The organism is Microvirga aerophila (assembly GCF_003332305.1).
Lineage (GTDB): Bacteria > Pseudomonadota > Alphaproteobacteria > Rhizobiales > Beijerinckiaceae > Microvirga > Microvirga aerophila.
Genome location: NZ_QOIO01000017.1, coordinates 13572 through 30598, shown reverse-complemented (window position 1 = coordinate 30598; position 17027 = coordinate 13572). Strand labels below are relative to the sequence as shown.

The following is a 17027-nucleotide window of genomic DNA, read 5'->3' as shown; positions in this document are numbered from 1 at the left end:
CGGCGGCTCCGCATTCATTCCGCGGGGACGGATGCCCCAAGACCGACGCCAGACCTTCCCGCTCTCGGTTCCGCCTGTACCCGATGGTTTGGGCTCGGCGCCTCGTCCGCGCGGGCGGCCTCACGCAGCCCCTCAAGCGCGGTCTCCAGATCCTCGCTCTCGGCGTTCTCCGAGTGGACCGCGTAAGCGCAAAGCGTGAATTCCGGCGTATGCGGAACCACATGCAATCGGCCGTCGGCCAGATAGGGCTGGGCCACGCGTTTCCGGAAGTAGCCGGTTCCACCGACATGCACGATGTAGTCCAGCCCGAGCGGCCCCAGGCCGATGGACAGGCCGGGGTTGGAGAACTGCGGGTAATTCAGGCCATGATGGGCCGCGAAGTCCGCGCCCCAATCGACATACACGTAATCCGGATCGGACACGCCGGCTGTTGATGGATCGGTCGTGACCAGGACGAGCCTCTCCTCCATGAGCATCTCAGCCTTCAGCCCCGGCCATTGGCGGGGCGAGTACACCACCGCCAGGTCGAGCACCCCGTTGGCAACCTGGCGCAACATGTCATCCGACAGGCCGACCTGGGTCTGGAGGGCAATGTCGGGGGCGCTCCGCCTCATCCACACCATCCAGTTCAGGAGAAGCGGGTTCCAGAGCGCCAGCTCACCGCCCGCGGCGAGGACCGCCCGACGCCCGACCGGAAGCGCGACCTGATGGCGGGCCCGCTCCCAAACCTGCACCAGGGTCGGCGCGAACCGCAGAAACTGCTCTCCGGCCGCGGTCAGGGTCACCCCTGCCTTGTTGCGCAGGAAGACCGGGCGCCGGAGCTGGTCCTCAAGCGAACGGACGCGGGCGCTGACGGTGGTTTGCGTCACGTTCAGCCGCTCCGCGGCGCGGACGAAGCTTCCGGCCTCGACGATGGCCAGAAATGTGCGGGCGAGTTCGATGTCCATGGTGGCATCCTTCACGGGCCTGGAGATGCACGGGATTGATGTGGGGCAGCCGCCGCAGCATCGGCCGTCGGGACGGCCGGGAAGTCCGGAGAAACTCCGGTTGCTTGTAGAGGCCCCGAGCTCGGCTGCGGCTGCGGCCGAATGAGCCCGGGGCTAAGTGCCCGCGATCAGGTTACCTGCGCGATGCAAGCCGCGTCTGAATGTCGGCAAGCTCAACATGATCCGGCAAGGATATGGCCTTCGGCAGGGAAGTCCACGGCTCTACCGAGGTAGGGGCCTTTGCAACAGGGACACCATGCCCGTGTACCCGCGGGCCTGCGCGAGCTGAAGGGGCGTCGCCCCGTTTCTGTCGGAAATCCGGGGATCGGCGCCCGCTTCGAGGAGGACGCGCACGGTTTGCGTGTGGCGGTGGCCGCCATCCCCGAGGACCACCGCCTCGATCAGGGCAGTCCAGCCCAGGTTGTTGACGTGGTCGAGCGGCGCGCCGGCGCGGATGAGCTCGCGGACAATGCCGTCGTGGCCGAGATGGGCCGCGGCGATCAGCGCCGTGCCGTCGTAGACGCTGGTGACCAGCTTCGCGCTGGCGCCGGCGGCGAGCAGCGCCTTCAGCGTCGGCACGTCGTCCCTGACCGCCGCGATGGTCACGGCGTCATAGCGCTGGTTGTCGAGCAGGGCGGGGTCCGCCCCGAGGGATATCAGAACCCGGGCTGCCGCCCCGTGCCCCTGGAACGCCGCCACATGCAGCGGCGTGCGCCCGTTGCCGTCGCGGGTGTTGAGGTCGGCGCCCGCCTGGGCCAGGCGCCGGATGTCCTCGTCCGAGCCTCGGGCTGCGGCCGCGTGCAGGCCACGGTAGGCCGAGAGCTCGGCCGGAGCAGGCGGCGTCTGCGCGATGGCTGCGGCCCCGGACAGGGCTCCCACGAAGCCGACGAGCGTGAAAAGACTGGCCATGACCCGCACCATTTTCCCCTTCCGCGTGTTGGGACCGCCCCGGCGGACGCCGGACTTCAGGCGAGTCCCGCTATAGGTAATGGACATAGAGCGCCAGTGCGAAACCGGCGACGACGATCGCCAGGCCGGCATGCCATCGCACGGCCTTCCTGACGTCCTCAGCGGTGGTCGGAGGCCGTCGCCGCAACGCCCGTGGCAGCGGGCGATAGAGGATCCTGTACATCGATCTCATGGCGGACCTACCCATTCGCCTGGGGCACGATGGTGATGCCGCCGCTGACCTCGACGATGGCGTACTTGATCTGATCCAGCCGCTCGATGCCGTGCATGCGGCGCGCGGCCTCCATCACGTCGTCCCGGCTCACGCGCGCCGTGCGCATGCGCTCCTGCATGAGGCGGCCATGCTCGACGATGATCGTCGGCACGCCGTCCATGAGCTTCTCCATGGTCTTCCAGCGGCTCTTGATCAGCGACATGGCGATGTTGATGAACAGCAGCGTGATGATCACGAGGGCGGCGTGCACGACCGACGGGTCCTCGCCGAGCAGCACCGGCTCGGTCGCCTCGCCGATGATCAGCAGCAGGACGAAGTCGAACGTCGTCATCTCGGACAGCGTGCGGCGGCCTGCGATGCGGAACACGATCAGCAGGAAGAAATAGATAAAGGCGGCTCTGAATACCGAGTCCATGATCGTGGCTCCACGGGCTAAGGGTAGACGAACTGGGTGAAGCGGGCCGGCTCGCGCCCGGTCAGGCCGATCTCGGCCGTGTGGGAGCCGACCTCCCGCATCTTCAGCGCGAAACGGATCGTGGCTCCTTGCCTCGGCTGCGCTACCGGGATGACGTACTCGACGTCGGCGCCGAGGCTCTTGGCCCCCCGTGGCTCGGGAACGATCCCCTTTACTTCGACCGCATCGAGGAAGCTGCCGCTCACGCGAAGTGGGACGGCATCGCCAGTTGTCGCTTCGGGCTCAATGTCCACCCGCAGGGTGAATTCGGAGCCTTGGCGCTGGAAGCGTTCGTAGTCGATGCGCACGAGGCCAGCCGGATCACTCGCCTGCTGCCAGCTCAGCGCGCCATAGCCGAAGACGCCGGTCAGCGCGGCCAGGACGAGGACGCCCAGGGCGAACCAACCGATCCTTTGGATGGCCCACGTCCGCCGCTGCCAGGCCATGTCCTCGTCGACCTCGATGCGACGAGGGGCTTCACCTGGTTGATGGCGCCCGTTCCCGGGCTTGGGATTTCGGCTTGGAGCGCTTGCCCGCGCGTCGTCGCTGGCCGTGGCGGCCAGTTCATCCTGTGGAATGTCCATCTGACCTCACATGGCCTCCCGCGCGGCGCTGAGCGGCGGGACCCACCAGGGATGACAGGGGCCGCCGGACTGCGGGCAGGCACCGGATTGATCATGGTGTTGGAGAGAGCATGTCCGCCCGGCTGGGAGGGCCTATGAGGCACACCTCCCCAGCCGGGTTATGAGCCCGTTTGGAGGCTCCCGGCGCGGGTCAGGTATCGTTTCTGCGACAAAGGTTCGAACATGATCCCATCAACATGGAGCCCAGCTCCTGGAGTTCAACTCGGACGGGGAAGGATCGGCGTTTGGCCGCAGTCCGCCACCCAGGTTCCAGGCTATGGGGATTGCGGGCTCCCAAGGCATCTGGAGTGCAGGAAGCAAGGTTACCATTTGGCCGATGGGCACCTGGATTCTCACACGCGCGGGTTTGCCGATTGTCTCAAGGAAATGATCTCGAAAGGCGGTTGACCACATCGGAATGGGATCGCATCGCTGAACTCCGGTCATTTGACACCGGGGCCAAAGTTGAGCATGAACCATCCATCATGCTGAGCTTCGTACCATTCTGTCGCGGCCTGCACCGAGCAGGGAATCTGATCGCGGGCAATTAGCCCCGAGCTCAACACGCATCCGAGCTCGGGGACCAAGGGCGCCTGCCCGTCCCATCCAGCAGCATCGATCGCTCCGGCGTCCGGTTCGCAGCGGCACCTGACCGTGCTCAGGCCAACCGACACCTCCACCTGACCTGTCCGGCAACCAAGCTTGCGGCGCGGTCGGGTCCAGCGGGCATGTTGCCGATCAGGGGTTCGAGGTTGCATCGGGATTGGGCAACGGCGGGTCGACCAACCAGCCTCAATCCGGCCGTCAGGCGCGCGTGAATGGGTCACCTCCAGACAACTCCATCCGTCGATGCCCACTGTCGTGGCCATCCCCACTGAAACCTTTCCGCCACCTCTCGCGTGGCCAAGTGAACCCCCATGGACACAACCGAAACCAGGAATGACCACTCGCCCATCCATGGCCGCATCACCGGCCCGATCGTGATGATCGGCTTCGGCTCGATCGGCAAGGGCATGCTGCCCCTGATCGAACGGCACTTCGAGTTCGACAGGAACCGCTTCACGGTCATCGATCCCGTCGACACGGACCGCGGCATGCTCGACGTGCGCGGCGTGACCCTCATCAACAAGGCGCTGACGCCGGACAATTACCGCGAGATCCTCACGCCGCTCCTGACGGAAGGCTGCGGGCAGGGCTTCTGCGTGAACGTCTCGGTGGACACCTCCTCGCGCGACATCATGGAACTCTGCCGCGAGCTCGGTGCGCTCTACGTCGACACCGTGGCGGAGCCCTGGGCCGGCTTCTACTTCGACAGGAGCGCAGGGCCGGAGGCACGCACCAATTACGCCCTGCGTGAGATCATCCTCGAGGCCTGCCGCAGGTCGCCGGGCGGCCCCACGGCGGTGAACTGCTGCGGCGCCAATCCCGGCATGGTGTCCTGGTTCGTGAAGCAGGCGCTCCTCAATGTCGCCAAGGAGATCGGCCTCGAACACGAGGAGCCGAAGTCGCGCGAGGACTGGGCGCGCCTCATGCAGCGCGTGGGCGTGAAGGGCATCCACATCGCCGAGCGCGACACCCAGCGCGCCGAACACCCGAAGCCCATGGGCACCTTCGTCAACACCTGGTCCGTGGAGGGCTTCGTCTCGGAGGGCTTGCAGCCGGCCTAACTCGGCTGGGGCACGCACGAGACCTGGATGCCGGAGAACGGCCGCACACATGACCTGGGCTGCGGCGCCGCGATCTACCTGCTCCAGCCCGGCGCAAACACGCGGGTGCGCACCTGGTGCCCCACGCCTGGCCCGCAATACGGCTTCCTCGTCACCCACAACGAGTCGATCTCGATCGCGGACTACTTCACCGTGCGCGAGGGCGAAAAGGTCACCTACCGCCCGACGTGCCACTACGCCTATCACCCGGCGAACGACGCCGTGCTCTCGATGCACGAGATGTTCGGCAATGCCGGACAGTTCCAAGGGAAGCACCACATCCTGACGGAGGACGAGATCATCGACGGCATCGACGAACTCGGCGTGCTGCTCTACGGCCACGGCAAGAACGCCTATTGGTACGGCTCGCAGCTCTCCATCGAGGAGACGCGCAAGCTCGCGCCTTACCAGAATGCCACCGGCCTCCAGGTGACGTCCGCGGTGCTCGCCGGCATGGTGTGGGCGCTGGAGAACCCCAATGCCGGGATCGTGGAAGCGGACGACATCGACTTCCGCCGCTGCCTCGAGGTGCAGATGCCCTACCTGGGGTCGGTCGTCGGCGTCTACACGGACTGGACGCCGCTCGCCAACCGCCCCGGCTTCTTCCCCGAGGACATCGACGCCTCCGACCCGTGGCAGTTCCGGAACGTCCTCGTCGGCTAGCGGTCGTTCCACGTCTGCATGCCAAGGCGTGATCCGGCAGGTGGCTGTGCCGGATCATGTCGACATGAAAGCCGGCGACGGAAGCCCATTCAGGATGCGTTGCCCTCGGAGCCAGGGCGCGCGGAGAGCACATCCAGGAACTCGACCATGGCGTTGTTCGCGGCTTCGCGGATCACGTCCGCCACCGCATCGAGGGCGGGGCCGCGCTGGAAGCTCTTGCGGCTAACGAGGCGAACGGTGCGGCCGACCCCGCCGACGAGCGGCCGGACGACCACGTCGCGCACCGCGGACACGCGGGCCGCGAGCATCGGGATCACCATCGTGCCGTACTCGGCCGCCACCATGTTGACGAGCGTCTCCAGGCTTGCGGCCCGCAGGGCGCGGGCACGCGCGTCATGGCCTCCGCAGGCAGCAAGCGTCTGATCGCGCAGGCAGTGCGGGTCGGCCAGGACCAGCATGTCAGGAGCGAGATCGCGTCCTTCGAGCCGTCCCGCATGCGCGAGAGGGTGCGTGGCCGGAAGCACCGCCAGGAAGGGTTCCTCGAAGAGGGGAACCGAGGCGAGGTCGGCCCCCGGCACCTCCGTCCCCACGAGGATGCCGTCGAGGGTGCCGTCGCGCAGGCGCTCGATGAGATCGTCGGTGACATCCTCCCACAGCTCGACCGAAAGCATCGGGTGCCGGGCGCGCAGGGGCCTCAACACGAGCGGCATGAGATAGGGACCGACCGTCGGAATGACCCCGAGGCGCAACGGACCCGCGAAGGGGTCGCGCGCCGCGCGCGCCTCGCCCTCGATGGCATCGGCATGGGCGAGGGCCTGCCGGGCATGATCGAGGATGCGTCGGCCGACCTCCGTTGGCACGACGCTGCGCGTCCGCCGCTCGAAGATCGCAACGCCAAGGTAATCCTCGAGGCGGCGCACCTGACCGCTGAGCGTCGGCTGGCTGACGTGGCAGGCCTTGGCCGCCCGACCGAAATGGCCGTGCTCGGCGATGGCCAGGATGTAGCGGAGATCGCGAAGGTTCATCGACATACCCGCTGTCCACCAGATCGGCATAGCCTATCGGGACCATTGAAACAATCGATTTGTCCTATGGAGGCCCGATGCCCATCTCCAGGGGAGTAGCAACGACGCGGCGCGGTTCACACCCGATGCCGACATCGAATACCATCGTGAACAGACTTCGATGGGCTACAACGTGGGTTTTGTGCAGTATTGAGTTTCTACGTTGCTCACGTTTTGTGTGGATGTGCCTTGGTCGACCATCGCCAAGTGCGCATTGCATTATCACAACCTGCCTAAACAGGTGTGATTCACCAGAGAAAGGAGAAATGCAGAGATGAAACGTATTGCCATGCTTGCGGGCGCCGGTCTCATGGCCCTTGGATCGATCAGTCCGGTCATAGCGCAGCCCAACCCGATTCAGGGCACACCAGGCTCCCTGTTCCCCTATGCGGCTCCCCACGAGATCATGTTCGTGGACGGCGTGCCTTGCCGGACGGTGTACGACAGCACGACCAATTCCCGCGTGCCGGTCGCTTGTGCCGACACGGGCAGCATTGTCGGAGCCGTCAAGTAACGGCTGGGAAGCATGAGCGGGATGCGCGCGCCGACGACTTGCGCGCATTTCCCTCCCATATGAGGCAATTGGGGCGCGGGTTCTCGGATCCGCGCCCCATGGCTTCCGGCCACCTGATGAGAGGATGGCGATCGGAGCTTTCGTCCAGGCAAAGGCGAAATCAACAGGGAGGAACCAATCCCGAATGCTCCCTCGGCATCACCGGGCTTGAATCTCATCTTCTGATGCTTACTTTGATATTGTCATGATTAGTTCGCATCACATCCTCTTCCTCCGCGGAGGCCGCCTCCTCGCAGGCCGCTGAACCCCGAACCGGGGCAGGCGCCTCGCGCCGCCGTCGTTCGGGGTCATGACACATCCCGCACAGTCGAATTCAGCAAGCCCGATTACGGGTGAGGGCGGCAGTTTGCCCAAGGCGGCGCTTCCGCTGACCCGGGTCGGGGCCGCAAAGGAGGATTCCATGAACACAGCCATTGACTTGCCGCGCGTCACCATCGCGACGCACGACTACAACCGCCTCATGTCCGTCGCGGCCATGGAGCACAATCGGCGCAGGCCCAATCGCGAGTTCCTGATGTCGGAGCTGCGGCGGGCTTCGCTCTGCCATCCCGACGCGCTGCCGGACGACGTGGTCTCGACCAATGCGAAGGTCACCTACAGGATCGACGGCGGACGGCCGAACGCCCACGTCCTAGTCCATCCGCAGGACCTGCTCTGGCCGGGTGCCGAACTGTCGGTGCTGACGCCCTTGGGGATCGCACTGCTCGGCCTTCGCGTGGGCGACCGCATGCCGTTCCGGACGGGACAAGACGGGCCATTGCACGAGGTCGTGGTGGAGGATGTCCAGTTCAGGCTTCTGCCGGATGACGCGGAACCTGCCCGGAATGGCCCCGATCCGTCCGGCGCTGGGCATGGCAATTCGAGGGAGGATCTTGAGCGTCGACTTGATGATGCCCTGATGGAGACCTTTCCGGCCAGCGATCCGGTCTCGGTGATCGTCTGCGGACGGTCCTGATCAGAGGAGCCAAAATGCCTGGCCGCGACGGCGGCCAGGCGCAGAGTCATATCGGACAAGGCAATGGAACAGGTGGACCTGCCCCCTATCACCATATCTGCCATGGATTACGACCGGCTGATGTGGATCGCGACCGCAGGCGTGAACAGCCAAGTCGACACGGCCGCCGAGATGCGGCGGAAGAACTCGAGCGTGCGGAGATCGTGACACCCGGTGCGATCCGCCCGGATGTCGTGACGATGCATTCGAAGATAGAATACCTGGACAATGTGATGGGCGAGATTCGTCGCATCACGCTGGTGTATCCGGGCGAGGAGCACCCCTGACACCGGACGGGTCTCGGTTTTGAGACAGGTTGGTGCGGCCCTCATCGGCCTGTCGGTGGAATGGCAGGGGCCAACGGGCGGAGGGTGCGACGGGTGCATTTCCAGCCCGAGCGAATGGCCGGCCTCAACGCCTGAGTCCACAACGAAAACACGCCGCAGGGACTCGCCCCGAAGCGCCAAAGGAGAAGAAGAATGAAAGACGGAAACAAGATCCCGGTCGCCAGCAAGATCCCGGCCACCAAGAGGTTGGACATCCATCGGCCGCCCGAGGCAAAGGCAGCCGTGATTCCGGCATGGGCGCCGCAACCCAGCCCGCTGACGCGGGAGGAGATCCGGAAGCAAGTGATTGACCAGATCGGGTAGGGGAGACCGATCCGGAAAGCGGGATGCGGGAACCCGGTTGAGGTTGCGTGAAAGCTCCGGACATTCGAACCCACAGGAGACGAACCCATGCACATCCTCGCAGCGACGGACTTCTCGACCCGCTCACAACGGGCCCTGCGGCGAGCGGGCCTGCTGGCGCGGGACAGCGGCGCCGATCTCACCCTCGTGCACGTCGTGGACGATGACCAGCCGTCGGACCTGGTGGCGCTCGAAAGCCGCGAGGCCGGACGGATCCTCGGCGAGCAGACCGGTGCGATTCCCGAACTGTGTGGGCTCCGGTCGCGCGCGCTCGTCGTTGAGGGCGACCCGTTCGACGGCATCGTGCGCGCGGCCGCATCGACGGGCGCGGACCTCGTCGTCATGGGAGCCCACCGCAAGCAACTCCTGCGCGACATCCTTATCGGGACGACCATCGAGCGCGTGATCCGCACGGGTCCGTTCCCGGTCCTGATGGTGAACAGGGAGGTGGATCGGCCCTACCGGACGGCGATGGCCGCCATTGCCCTGTCCGAGCCGTCCGTGAACGCCATCAGGACCAGCAGGGTCCTGGGGCTGCTCGGTGGCGCCCGGCTTGCGCTCGTTCATGCCTTCCAGCCGCTGGCGAAAGGGCAGATGTTCTATGCCGGGCTGAGCCAGGACACCATCGACGGGCACGTGGCCGATGAGCGCCTGCGGGCCACCAAGGAACTGACCGCGTTCCTGGAGGTGAACGGACTCGATGATCGAGGACAGTCTATGCACATCGAGGAGGGCGCGCCGTTCGAGGTGATCTCCAAGGCTGTCGAGCAACTGAACCCTGACATCCTGATCATCGGAACACACGGCCGATCGGGAATCGCCAAGGCGCTGCTCGGGAGCGTGACCGAGGAGGTCTTGCGGTCCCTCGACGTCGACATCCTCGCCGTCCCGCCGCTTCGATGACAAGGACAATGGCCTCGGCGTTCCACCAGATTCCGCAGGAGAGCCAATCATGCCTGAGGACAAACGTGAACTGCTGAAGTTCTATCGCGGTGAGATCAAGTTCCAGAGCGATCTCTTGTCGAGCCGCCTCAACTCGTTGCTCACGTCGCAGTCGTTCCTGCTCATCGCCTATGCATCCGCCATGAGCGGGCTTGTCGGCTCATGGAAGGATCCTTTCGCCCTGTTGTTCCCGCCTGTTCTGGCGGTCTCGGCCTAGTCCTGTGCTTCCAGGCCTGGCCATCAACGATGCGCACGGGCACGAGGCGGGCGACGACGTCCTCAAGCATTTCGCGCGGTTCTGCCGGGGGAGGGTGCGGGCCCAGGATCATCTGGGCCGCATGGGTGGGGAGGAGTTCCTGCTGCTGCTGCCCGAGGTCAGTCTCGACGATGCCCCGCGCATCATCGATCGCATCCGGGAGGGCTTCCCTCCGGCGGTTCTGGGGCACGGTGAGCTTGAGCTGCCCTGCACGTTCAGCGCAGGTGTCACCGAGGCGCTGCCGGACGACGATCGCAGCTCAATCCTGCGCCGGGCGGACCGGGGGCTGTACGCGGCCAAGGAGGAGGGGCGGAACCGCACCAAGGTCGGTTTCGACGGAGAGCGCTGAGGACGCCGATTGCCAAGTGGCCACGGACGCAATGCCGGCCATGACATCCGCTTCTCACATGGCGCAAGCACCTCCAGCAAGCCTGGAATCCATGCTAACCAACGCCCTACCTCCTTTTGGGCGGGATCGCTCCTGGGCAGTATGGCGTAGATCGTCCATGCCGACGGCCGTGGTCCGTCACCTGGGCCTGACGGGACTCTGGCCCGCGATCCTGTCGGATACGGGGGCGACAGTGCTGGTCACGGCGAACTCCATGCGCCTGCTCGGGGCCGGGAAGTGGGTGTGATGCTGTCGCTCCAGCACTGTGGATGGCGGGGACGGAGCCCGATTGCCTCAATCCTGCCAGACTTGAGCGCAAGCTCGGCCACGTCGGCCGGGCCTGTGACAGGCAGGCCCGGCCTACGGCAATGGAAATCGTAACGAATGTCGGGGAACAGTCCGGCTGGGATGAGCTCTCGCCTCAGGCAGATCGAACTGCGCTGACGGAAGAGGCCGTCCCGTGCTTGTGACGGCGACCGCGAGACTATCCAGCAGAGGGCGCGCGAATGTCACTTGGGCTTCTTGGGAAGGCGTAGGCCCTCGCCGTATTCCCCGGTCTCCTGAAGAAACTGGACGCCTCTCCTCTCGTACACGGCTTGGATCGCCTCAGCAGCATCGATGGTCGTCCTTTTTCCGCCTGCCTCGACGCGAGCGACGGTCTTGCCACTCAAGCCAGCGGCTTTTCCAACTTGATCAAGGGTAAGGCCAAGCAGGTTACGGGCTGCTTTGAGGAGCTTGGGCGTGGCGAGCATCCTGTCACATCGGCAGCGCCAACGCGAGCTTGTCAACAATTGTCCTTTTCTAGCCATTTCGTGTCCTATCTGACCAGCTTCGTGTCCATTGAACGGACATTTCGATAGACAGGACGCCGTCGCGGACGTATACAGACCCAAGGATTCGATTCTATCGAGCCTTGGAGGCGTCGCATGTTCGAACTTGAAGGCGATGGATTCACTGACATGGACAGAATGCTCCTGACGGCCGATCGTCTCGAGCGCCTCGCCGCGAACCTGAGGGCGATCCATGCAGGCGCCGGTCCGACCGAGGACGACCTCGCCAGCGCCCCGGTCATAGAAAACTGGGCCACGGAATTCGTACCCGCAAAAGTCCTGTTCGGGCGTGTGGCGGGCAATCTGCCGGAGAAGTATCTCGGCTTCTGTTCGACGGATCTCTGGGTCCTTGCCGAGCCGCGAGGCTGGGTACTGACGCTGGAGCGCTGGTACCGTCTCGGGCAGCCGGAGAAGCTCCGAAAGTGACACACAGGGTGTGACGGGTGCGCCCGCTCCGCTGGGAGCCACTCATCTCAGCGCACGAAACCCTGATTTATCGTCCCGACGAGTGAGCCCACTGCATGGCTGTACCCCAGCCGTCCCGCACATCTTTTCCGGCAGACGCCGCTTCAGACCATAGGAGGGACTTGATGTTCGTAATCCTCAAGGATCGGATCTTGGGCCGGGACGCCGTTGCCCGGCTGATCGATGGGCTCGAACACCTTAGTGCGGTTCTCCGAGCAATTCAGGATGGGCGTGGACCCACTGCCCAGGAGCTGGCTGAGGCTCCTATCCTCAACAATTGGAGCATCGAGATCAAATCCACGCCATCCCTGAGGATCATGGCCGACTCGACTGACGATCTGTTCCTTCCAAAAGGCGAAACCCTCAGGGAAATGCCGGATCTTTGGATCTTCGCTGAACAGCAAGGTTGGGTAAGGGGCCTCGCGGGCTGGTACCGCCTCGGAAGTCCGCTGGCCCCTATCAGTCCGTCCTGAAAAGCAGCATTCGCCATGTCAGCACACATGCCATCCCGGGATCCTAGTCACCGTCCAGATCGTGACCAGAGGCATTTCGAGCGGAGGCGGAAAGCCGCTCTGGCAGGCCTTCACCTGCCGACGGAGCAAGAACTTCTCGAGGGGATGCCGTTCCTTGGCGACGACATCCAGCAGGACATGCAGGCCTTTGCCGAGCGGCTGATGCCTCGATTGCGTCGTAGGGCAGACCACCCCCACTTCGCCGCAGTCATCAACGGTCTGGAGCAACTCACCGTATGTGCCGGAGCGGACGAAGTCAGGGCGCTGACGGACGTCCTTGAGGACGCCAAAGCCAGTCTGCCACACGGCGTCCGCTCCTGGCGACTGCGGTGTCGGATCTATCTCGCGCACCTTGGTGACCATCGCGCCGTGTTCGCACTCGCCCGCGATACAGTCCTAATGGCCACTACGCTGGAGTCGTACCCTGACGAGCGGGCAACCGCCCTCAAAATGGTCAAGGCCGCACTGGGTTGGCTCTTCTACGCAACATCCGATCCTGAGTACGCTTATCTTGGACGTGAGATCCGGGTGCCATGCCGGGGCGAGCCAGCGACATTGGTCAACCGCTATGGGCAATTGCTCACCGAGTTCGTGGAGCACCAAGCACTCCAGACACTGCTCGCCATGACGGATGGGGGGAGACCGCAAGCGGAAAGCTCCCGGCGAACGAACCTGCGAAGGCCCCGGGAGCCTCACCCCCGACGGGCCGCTCGGAAGTCGCCATGTCAACATCAGCCGTCATTTTCAGCCACGTCGGCAACGCGAACACAGGGGAAGGGAAGAAGGTCGCGAAGGAGCTCGAGGGACTCACCGGAAAGGCCTTGCCCCTGGTTCCGATGCCTGATCTCCAAGCGGCTCGCGCAACGTTGAGGGCGGAGTTCCCGTATGCAGCAGACGTGATCGACGACGTCCTTCGGGACGTCGCGCTCCGATCCCATGTCCAGATCCGCCCGACTATCCTTGTCGGCTCTCCTGGATGCGGCAAGTCCCGCTTCACGACCCGCCTCATGAGGGTTCTCAATCTGCCCCACGACCTGATTCCATGCGGCGGGGTTTCGGATGGCTCCTTCGCTGGCACTCCCCGTCGATGGTCGACCGGCGAACCGTCTCTCCCGGTTGCCCTCATCACACGCTACAAGGCCGCAGGACCGGGTGCGATCCTGGACGAGATCGAGAAGGTCGGGACCTCCCGCCACAACGGTCAGGTCCATGATGCACTTCTCGCGTTCCTGGAACGGGAGACGGCGTCCCGCTTTCACGATCCCTATGTACAGGCGCCATGTGACCTTTCCCACGTCACATGGCTGATGACAGCCAACTCTCTTGAGGGACTCTCGGCCCCGCTCCGGGACCGCTGCCGAGTGATTCCGTTTCCAGAGCCTGGACCCGAGCACCTGCCGATCCTCTGCCGCCAGATCATCACCGACATCCTGGCCGAGCAAGGATTGGATCGCCGCTGGGGCAGCTCGCTGGACGGGATCGAAATCGAAGCCGTGATGAAGGCATGGCCGGGCGGTTCATTGCGCAAGCTGCGAAGGCTGATCGAGGTTGTTCTGGCGAGCAGGGACGTGAGGCACTGACCTCGGTCACGGCGCGCACGGGGACAAATGCATGGCCCGGTTATGACATCCGGAGCAAAGCGCGGTTCCCGACAGCCTGCCTGGTTGGCGCGGCCTCGGAGCATTTGCTGATCCCCGGGATTGAACGCGTGAGCCGCACGTCCAGCATCTGGATCATGTCCGAGGCCTATCCATGCGCTCGGACACTGTCGTGCTCGCAACGTCCCGGTGGACCTCAGGGGGCGGTTTACGGGGATCAGGCCTTGGGTGTCGTAAGGGAGGCTCCATGAACGGCAGAATCATTAGGGACATCCGGGCGGGGCGAAGGCTCCCAAAAGCCTTGGAACTCGAAGCCGGATTGCCCTTCTACTGGGACAGCATCCGCGCCGATATGTGCATCTGGGTGGAGCGCATGTTGCGGCGAAAGGCGGAGGAGCCGGACCCAAGCTGGAACCGTCCAGGATACCTCATGGCGCTCCGTTCGTTGCGGGATGGCGCGAGGGATCCCCGCACGGCTGACGAGCACTTGGTCGGGCTTGTTCTCCAAGTGGTGGATGCCCTGCCGCCTTGGGCGCTCACCGAGAAGCGCCGCTGCCGGGTGTATCTGAGCAGGCTCGGGGCACATCCGCTCCCGACGGATGAGGAAAGCCGATGGACGCCCGGCGGGTCGGCTGATCTGGATGCCGACACGGGTACCGATCGCCAAGCGGCACCCGTGGAGGCTGATAGCCTCGTACGACACCCGGCTTCCATTCCGCCGCAAGCGAACGATCCTCCGGAACGCATGAGGGACATTCTCGTGGGAAGGGCATGGCCCGAGGCCGTCGAACTCCTGCGCGGGATGCCCTTCTTCAAAGGTAGCCTCCACGAGGACATGCGCCATTACGCCGGGCGCTTGCTGGGTGGCATCGAACGTGACGGATACAAACCCGACGACTGGAATGACTGCGAAGCGTCGATCATCCATCACGCCCGGCACTTGCGACAGGTGGCAAGCATTCGAACCTCAACCCAGTGGGATTTGCGTCCAATCGTTGATCGGCTGATGCTCGCGTTTCCCACGGCCTATCACGAGGGGTGGCTTCGGTGCAGCTATTACCGGGCGGCGCTCGGGGTGAGGGAGGCCAAAGTCGACATTGCGAGCACGGCAGTCTCACTTGCTTTGGTTCCAGCCGAGGCCGAATCGCCGCCCAAGGCCGACTATCAACTGATCGCCACGGCGCTGGGCTGGCTGGCCGAGGTGGCGGCAGGTGACCCAGCGCTGGCGGGCCAACCGAGACCTATCCGTTTCGACGCGCCGGAAGATACCGCGAGACACTATGGGCAGATGCTCGTCGAGTTCATGCGTATGCCTCCAACGAGGAGTGGCCCATGACAGATCGAATGGGTGAAATCCGTGCCTGCGACACCCGCCAGGGCGACATCCTGGCCGGACGGGCGATCCCGTCTGCCGACGAACTGCTGCGCCTCATGCCCTTCTTTGAGAACAACATCCGTGAGGACGTCCTTGAGTGGGTCAAGAGCGAGATCGGCCGTCTTGAGCGGCTCGACACACCTGAGCGCCGGGCGGTCCTTCCATTTCAGGAGCTGCTCAACGACTTGGAAGGCTCCAGTGTTTTCGGTGCAAAGCTAGCCCAGAGCATCGACATGCTCATGCTCGCGCTGCCCGAGGACGACCATGAGGGGAAGCTGCGGTGCAGCGTCTACGCGGCAGCCCTCGGGCAGCGCGCGAGCATGATCACACTCGCCTGCAATGCGGCAACAGCCCTCGCGGCATCCGCCGAGATGTCACCGGAGCCGACACTGATTGATCTCACGCTCGCTTGGGCGGCGCTGGGCTGGCTCGCCGCGCTAGCAACCGATGACGCATTCGTGCCGCTGTCGGACCATACTCGGCCGGAGCGTCTTGAGTCGTCCGTCGAGACTGCCCTGTGGCATGGTCGGGCGATAGTAAGGTTCCTAAGCGGAGAGGAGCCACCGAAGATGTTGCTGCGGCAGAGCTACCGCGATAATTCAACTAAGCATTGTGATGCCGCCGAGCGCAAGCAGTGGCTGATCCGACAGGCCGGCGGCGTGTTGGAAGAGGATTTGGTGGCCGACTGGCTCGGCGTGAGCCTTCCAGAGTTGCGGCGGTACACGGAGGCGGGCGACCTGATTGCTGTCGACATGGACGGCCGCACGGTTTACCCGGCGTTTCAGTTGAAAAACCCGACGACAATCCTGGACATGCGCAAGATCCTCTCCGCCATGCCGATCAGGGCTTCCTGGATGCGACTGGAATGGTTCCTGACACCGGACAGCGTAATGGACGGAGACACCCCATGGGAAGCCCTTCGGGCAGGGCGGCGGGACGCCGTTCTTGATTGTGCAAGGAGCCACGGAGCGGAGTGATAAGGTCTGTTAGGCCACCTTATTCGGCGGTGCTTCTCATCGCGCTCGCGATCATTGCCGCTCCCTATTTTCCTGGGATGGATCATCAAAGGAAGACGCCGGGGGAGCCATGATTTCGTTTTCCCATCCCGTTTCCAGCGTAGCTCCTCAGGAACACTATGGGTGCATCGGATCAGTAAGTGCCGTCAAAGGGATCTGATACCAAGTATCCGTTCGTTAAGCGGTTCTCATTAGTTGCTGTCATCTGATCTGATCAACGACCTTCGCCTGTCTATGAAGGTGCGCTTCATTTACCATTGAGTGCGGCATTCCGCCGCGTCTCGTTGCGTCGAGCGCAACGTTATTTACTGCTAAAAACTACTATCGAGGTGCTTGGTCACCGAATATGCGGAAAAGAACTCCCGAAGCACTTAAGGGATTCCTGTAGGCTGTCATTCCTAAAACAAGGATTGCACGCGTGACAGGCCCGAAGGACTCCGCAAGACCGAATCTAGCCATGGCCAAGCCTACGAACATATTGCCAAGGTCACATACTGGTTCCGGAATTTAATCCAGAATTAGCCAACGCGAACTTTAAGTTTAAGCTCCTCCTTATCGAAGAGCGAGGATCATGTCCTTCTATTCACGCATATAGTTCAAAGCAGGGTTGCACAGATAGACCGCCTATAAGCCACTGACTACGCGCCGTACACTGGACGCTGCGGACAGATGAGTGGCTATAACCTACAAAAGCGCTTTCTCGATACCG

20 protein-coding genes and 1 pseudogene are annotated in these 17027 nt (G+C 63.9%); 14 read left to right on the top strand and 7 right to left on the bottom strand.

Going from position 1 to position 17027, the window contains the following annotated elements:
* Positions 1–14: 14 nt before the first annotated feature.
* The 4 genes from DRB19_RS11295 to DRB19_RS11280 form a co-directional block, all read right to left on the bottom strand.
* Positions 15–947 carry a LysR family transcriptional regulator gene (locus DRB19_RS11295; RefSeq protein WP_114186141.1) on the bottom strand — a complete coding sequence of 311 codons (933 nt, stop codon included), beginning with the start codon at positions 945–947 and terminating at the stop codon, positions 15–17.
* Between the two features lie 261 nt (positions 948–1208).
* The gene (locus DRB19_RS11290) at positions 1209–1982 is read right to left on the bottom strand and encodes an ankyrin repeat domain-containing protein (RefSeq protein ID WP_245439425.1); all 774 of its coding nucleotides are present in this window, start codon (positions 1980–1982) and stop codon (positions 1209–1211) included.
* Positions 1983–2134: 152 nt separating this feature from the next.
* Complete coding sequence (locus DRB19_RS11285; RefSeq protein WP_114186140.1) at positions 2135–2584, bottom strand: DUF421 domain-containing protein; 450 nt, start codon at positions 2582–2584, stop codon at positions 2135–2137.
* A gap of 17 nt (positions 2585–2601) precedes the next feature.
* Positions 2602–3207: a hypothetical protein gene (locus DRB19_RS11280; RefSeq protein WP_114186139.1), complete on the bottom strand. Its 606-nt coding sequence runs from the start codon at positions 3205–3207 to the stop codon at positions 2602–2604.
* Between the two features lie 956 nt (positions 3208–4163).
* On the opposite strand from DRB19_RS11280, the pseudogene DRB19_RS11270 reads away from it, so the two are divergent.
* Positions 4164–5615 (top strand): annotated as a pseudogene (locus DRB19_RS11270) (homospermidine synthase).
* An 89-nt stretch (positions 5616–5704) separates the two neighbouring features.
* Here DRB19_RS11270 and DRB19_RS11265 read toward each other — a convergent pair.
* The gene (locus DRB19_RS11265; RefSeq protein WP_245439423.1) at positions 5705–6646 is read right to left on the bottom strand and encodes a LysR substrate-binding domain-containing protein; all 942 of its coding nucleotides are present in this window, start codon (positions 6644–6646) and stop codon (positions 5705–5707) included.
* 307 nt (positions 6647–6953) lie between these two features.
* On the opposite strand from DRB19_RS11265, the gene DRB19_RS11260 reads away from it, so the two are divergent.
* The 8 genes from DRB19_RS11260 (at position 6954) to DRB19_RS31480 (ending at position 10769) form a co-directional block, all read left to right on the top strand.
* Positions 6954–7193 carry a hypothetical protein gene (locus tag DRB19_RS11260; RefSeq protein WP_114186137.1) on the top strand — a complete coding sequence of 80 codons (240 nt, stop codon included), beginning with the start codon at positions 6954–6956 and terminating at the stop codon, positions 7191–7193.
* Between the two features lie 460 nt (positions 7194–7653).
* Complete coding sequence (locus DRB19_RS11255; protein ID WP_114186203.1) at positions 7654–8208, top strand: GreA/GreB family elongation factor; 555 nt, start codon at positions 7654–7656, stop codon at positions 8206–8208.
* Between the two features lie 14 nt (positions 8209–8222).
* On the top strand, positions 8223–8534 hold the full coding sequence (locus DRB19_RS29895; RefSeq protein WP_147021705.1) for a GreA/GreB family elongation factor: 312 nt from the start codon (positions 8223–8225) through the stop codon (positions 8532–8534).
* A 192-nt stretch (positions 8535–8726) separates the two neighbouring features.
* Entirely contained in the window at positions 8727–8897 is a 171-nt protein-coding gene (locus DRB19_RS29890) for a hypothetical protein (RefSeq protein ID WP_162815657.1), read from the top strand.
* 87 nt (positions 8898–8984) lie between these two features.
* Positions 8985–9839 (top strand): universal stress protein, encoded by an 855-nt coding sequence (locus tag DRB19_RS11250; RefSeq protein WP_114186136.1) that lies wholly within the window; start codon positions 8985–8987, stop codon positions 9837–9839.
* Positions 9840–9888: 49 nt separating this feature from the next.
* Positions 9889–10095, top strand: coding sequence for a hypothetical protein (locus DRB19_RS11245; protein ID WP_114186135.1), 207 nt, complete (start codon positions 9889–9891; stop codon positions 10093–10095).
* Between the two features lie 4 nt (positions 10096–10099).
* Complete coding sequence (locus DRB19_RS11240) at positions 10100–10483, top strand: GGDEF domain-containing protein (protein ID WP_245439421.1); 384 nt, start codon at positions 10100–10102, stop codon at positions 10481–10483.
* 157 nt (positions 10484–10640) lie between these two features.
* Positions 10641–10769, top strand: a complete 129-nt coding sequence (locus DRB19_RS31480) for a hypothetical protein (RefSeq protein WP_276330606.1) — start codon at positions 10641–10643, stop codon at positions 10767–10769.
* 262 nt (positions 10770–11031) lie between these two features.
* On the opposite strand, the gene DRB19_RS29885 is transcribed toward DRB19_RS31480, so the two are convergent.
* Positions 11032–11274 (bottom strand): helix-turn-helix domain-containing protein, encoded by a 243-nt coding sequence (locus tag DRB19_RS29885; RefSeq protein ID WP_162815656.1) that lies wholly within the window; start codon positions 11272–11274, stop codon positions 11032–11034.
* Positions 11275–11448: 174 nt separating this feature from the next.
* Between DRB19_RS29885 and DRB19_RS11225 the strand changes: the two genes are divergently transcribed.
* Positions 11449–11778, top strand: coding sequence for a DUF6634 family protein (locus DRB19_RS11225; RefSeq protein WP_162815655.1), 330 nt, complete (start codon positions 11449–11451; stop codon positions 11776–11778).
* 164 nt (positions 11779–11942) lie between these two features.
* Positions 11943–12290 (top strand): DUF6634 family protein, encoded by a 348-nt coding sequence (locus tag DRB19_RS11220; RefSeq protein WP_114186130.1) that lies wholly within the window; start codon positions 11943–11945, stop codon positions 12288–12290.
* Positions 12291–12308: 18 nt separating this feature from the next.
* Here the strand turns inward: DRB19_RS11220 and DRB19_RS11215 are convergent, their stop codons facing one another.
* Positions 12309–12635, bottom strand: a complete 327-nt coding sequence (locus DRB19_RS11215) for a hypothetical protein (RefSeq protein WP_147021703.1) — start codon at positions 12633–12635, stop codon at positions 12309–12311.
* A gap of 416 nt (positions 12636–13051) precedes the next feature.
* Between DRB19_RS11215 and DRB19_RS11210 the strand changes: the two genes are divergently transcribed.
* The 3 genes from DRB19_RS11210 (at position 13052) to DRB19_RS11200 (ending at position 16279) form a co-directional block, all read left to right on the top strand.
* A complete protein-coding gene (locus DRB19_RS11210) occupies positions 13052–13909 on the top strand; it encodes an AAA family ATPase (RefSeq protein ID WP_162815654.1) in 858 nt (285 codons plus the stop codon).
* 265 nt (positions 13910–14174) lie between these two features.
* The gene (locus DRB19_RS11205) at positions 14175–15263 is read left to right on the top strand and encodes a hypothetical protein (protein ID WP_114186127.1); all 1089 of its coding nucleotides are present in this window, start codon (positions 14175–14177) and stop codon (positions 15261–15263) included.
* Positions 15260–16279, top strand: coding sequence for a hypothetical protein (locus tag DRB19_RS11200; protein WP_114186126.1), 1020 nt, complete (start codon positions 15260–15262; stop codon positions 16277–16279). Before DRB19_RS11205 ends, DRB19_RS11200 begins: the two co-directional genes overlap by 4 nt.
* Positions 16280–17027 lie beyond the last annotated feature (748 nt).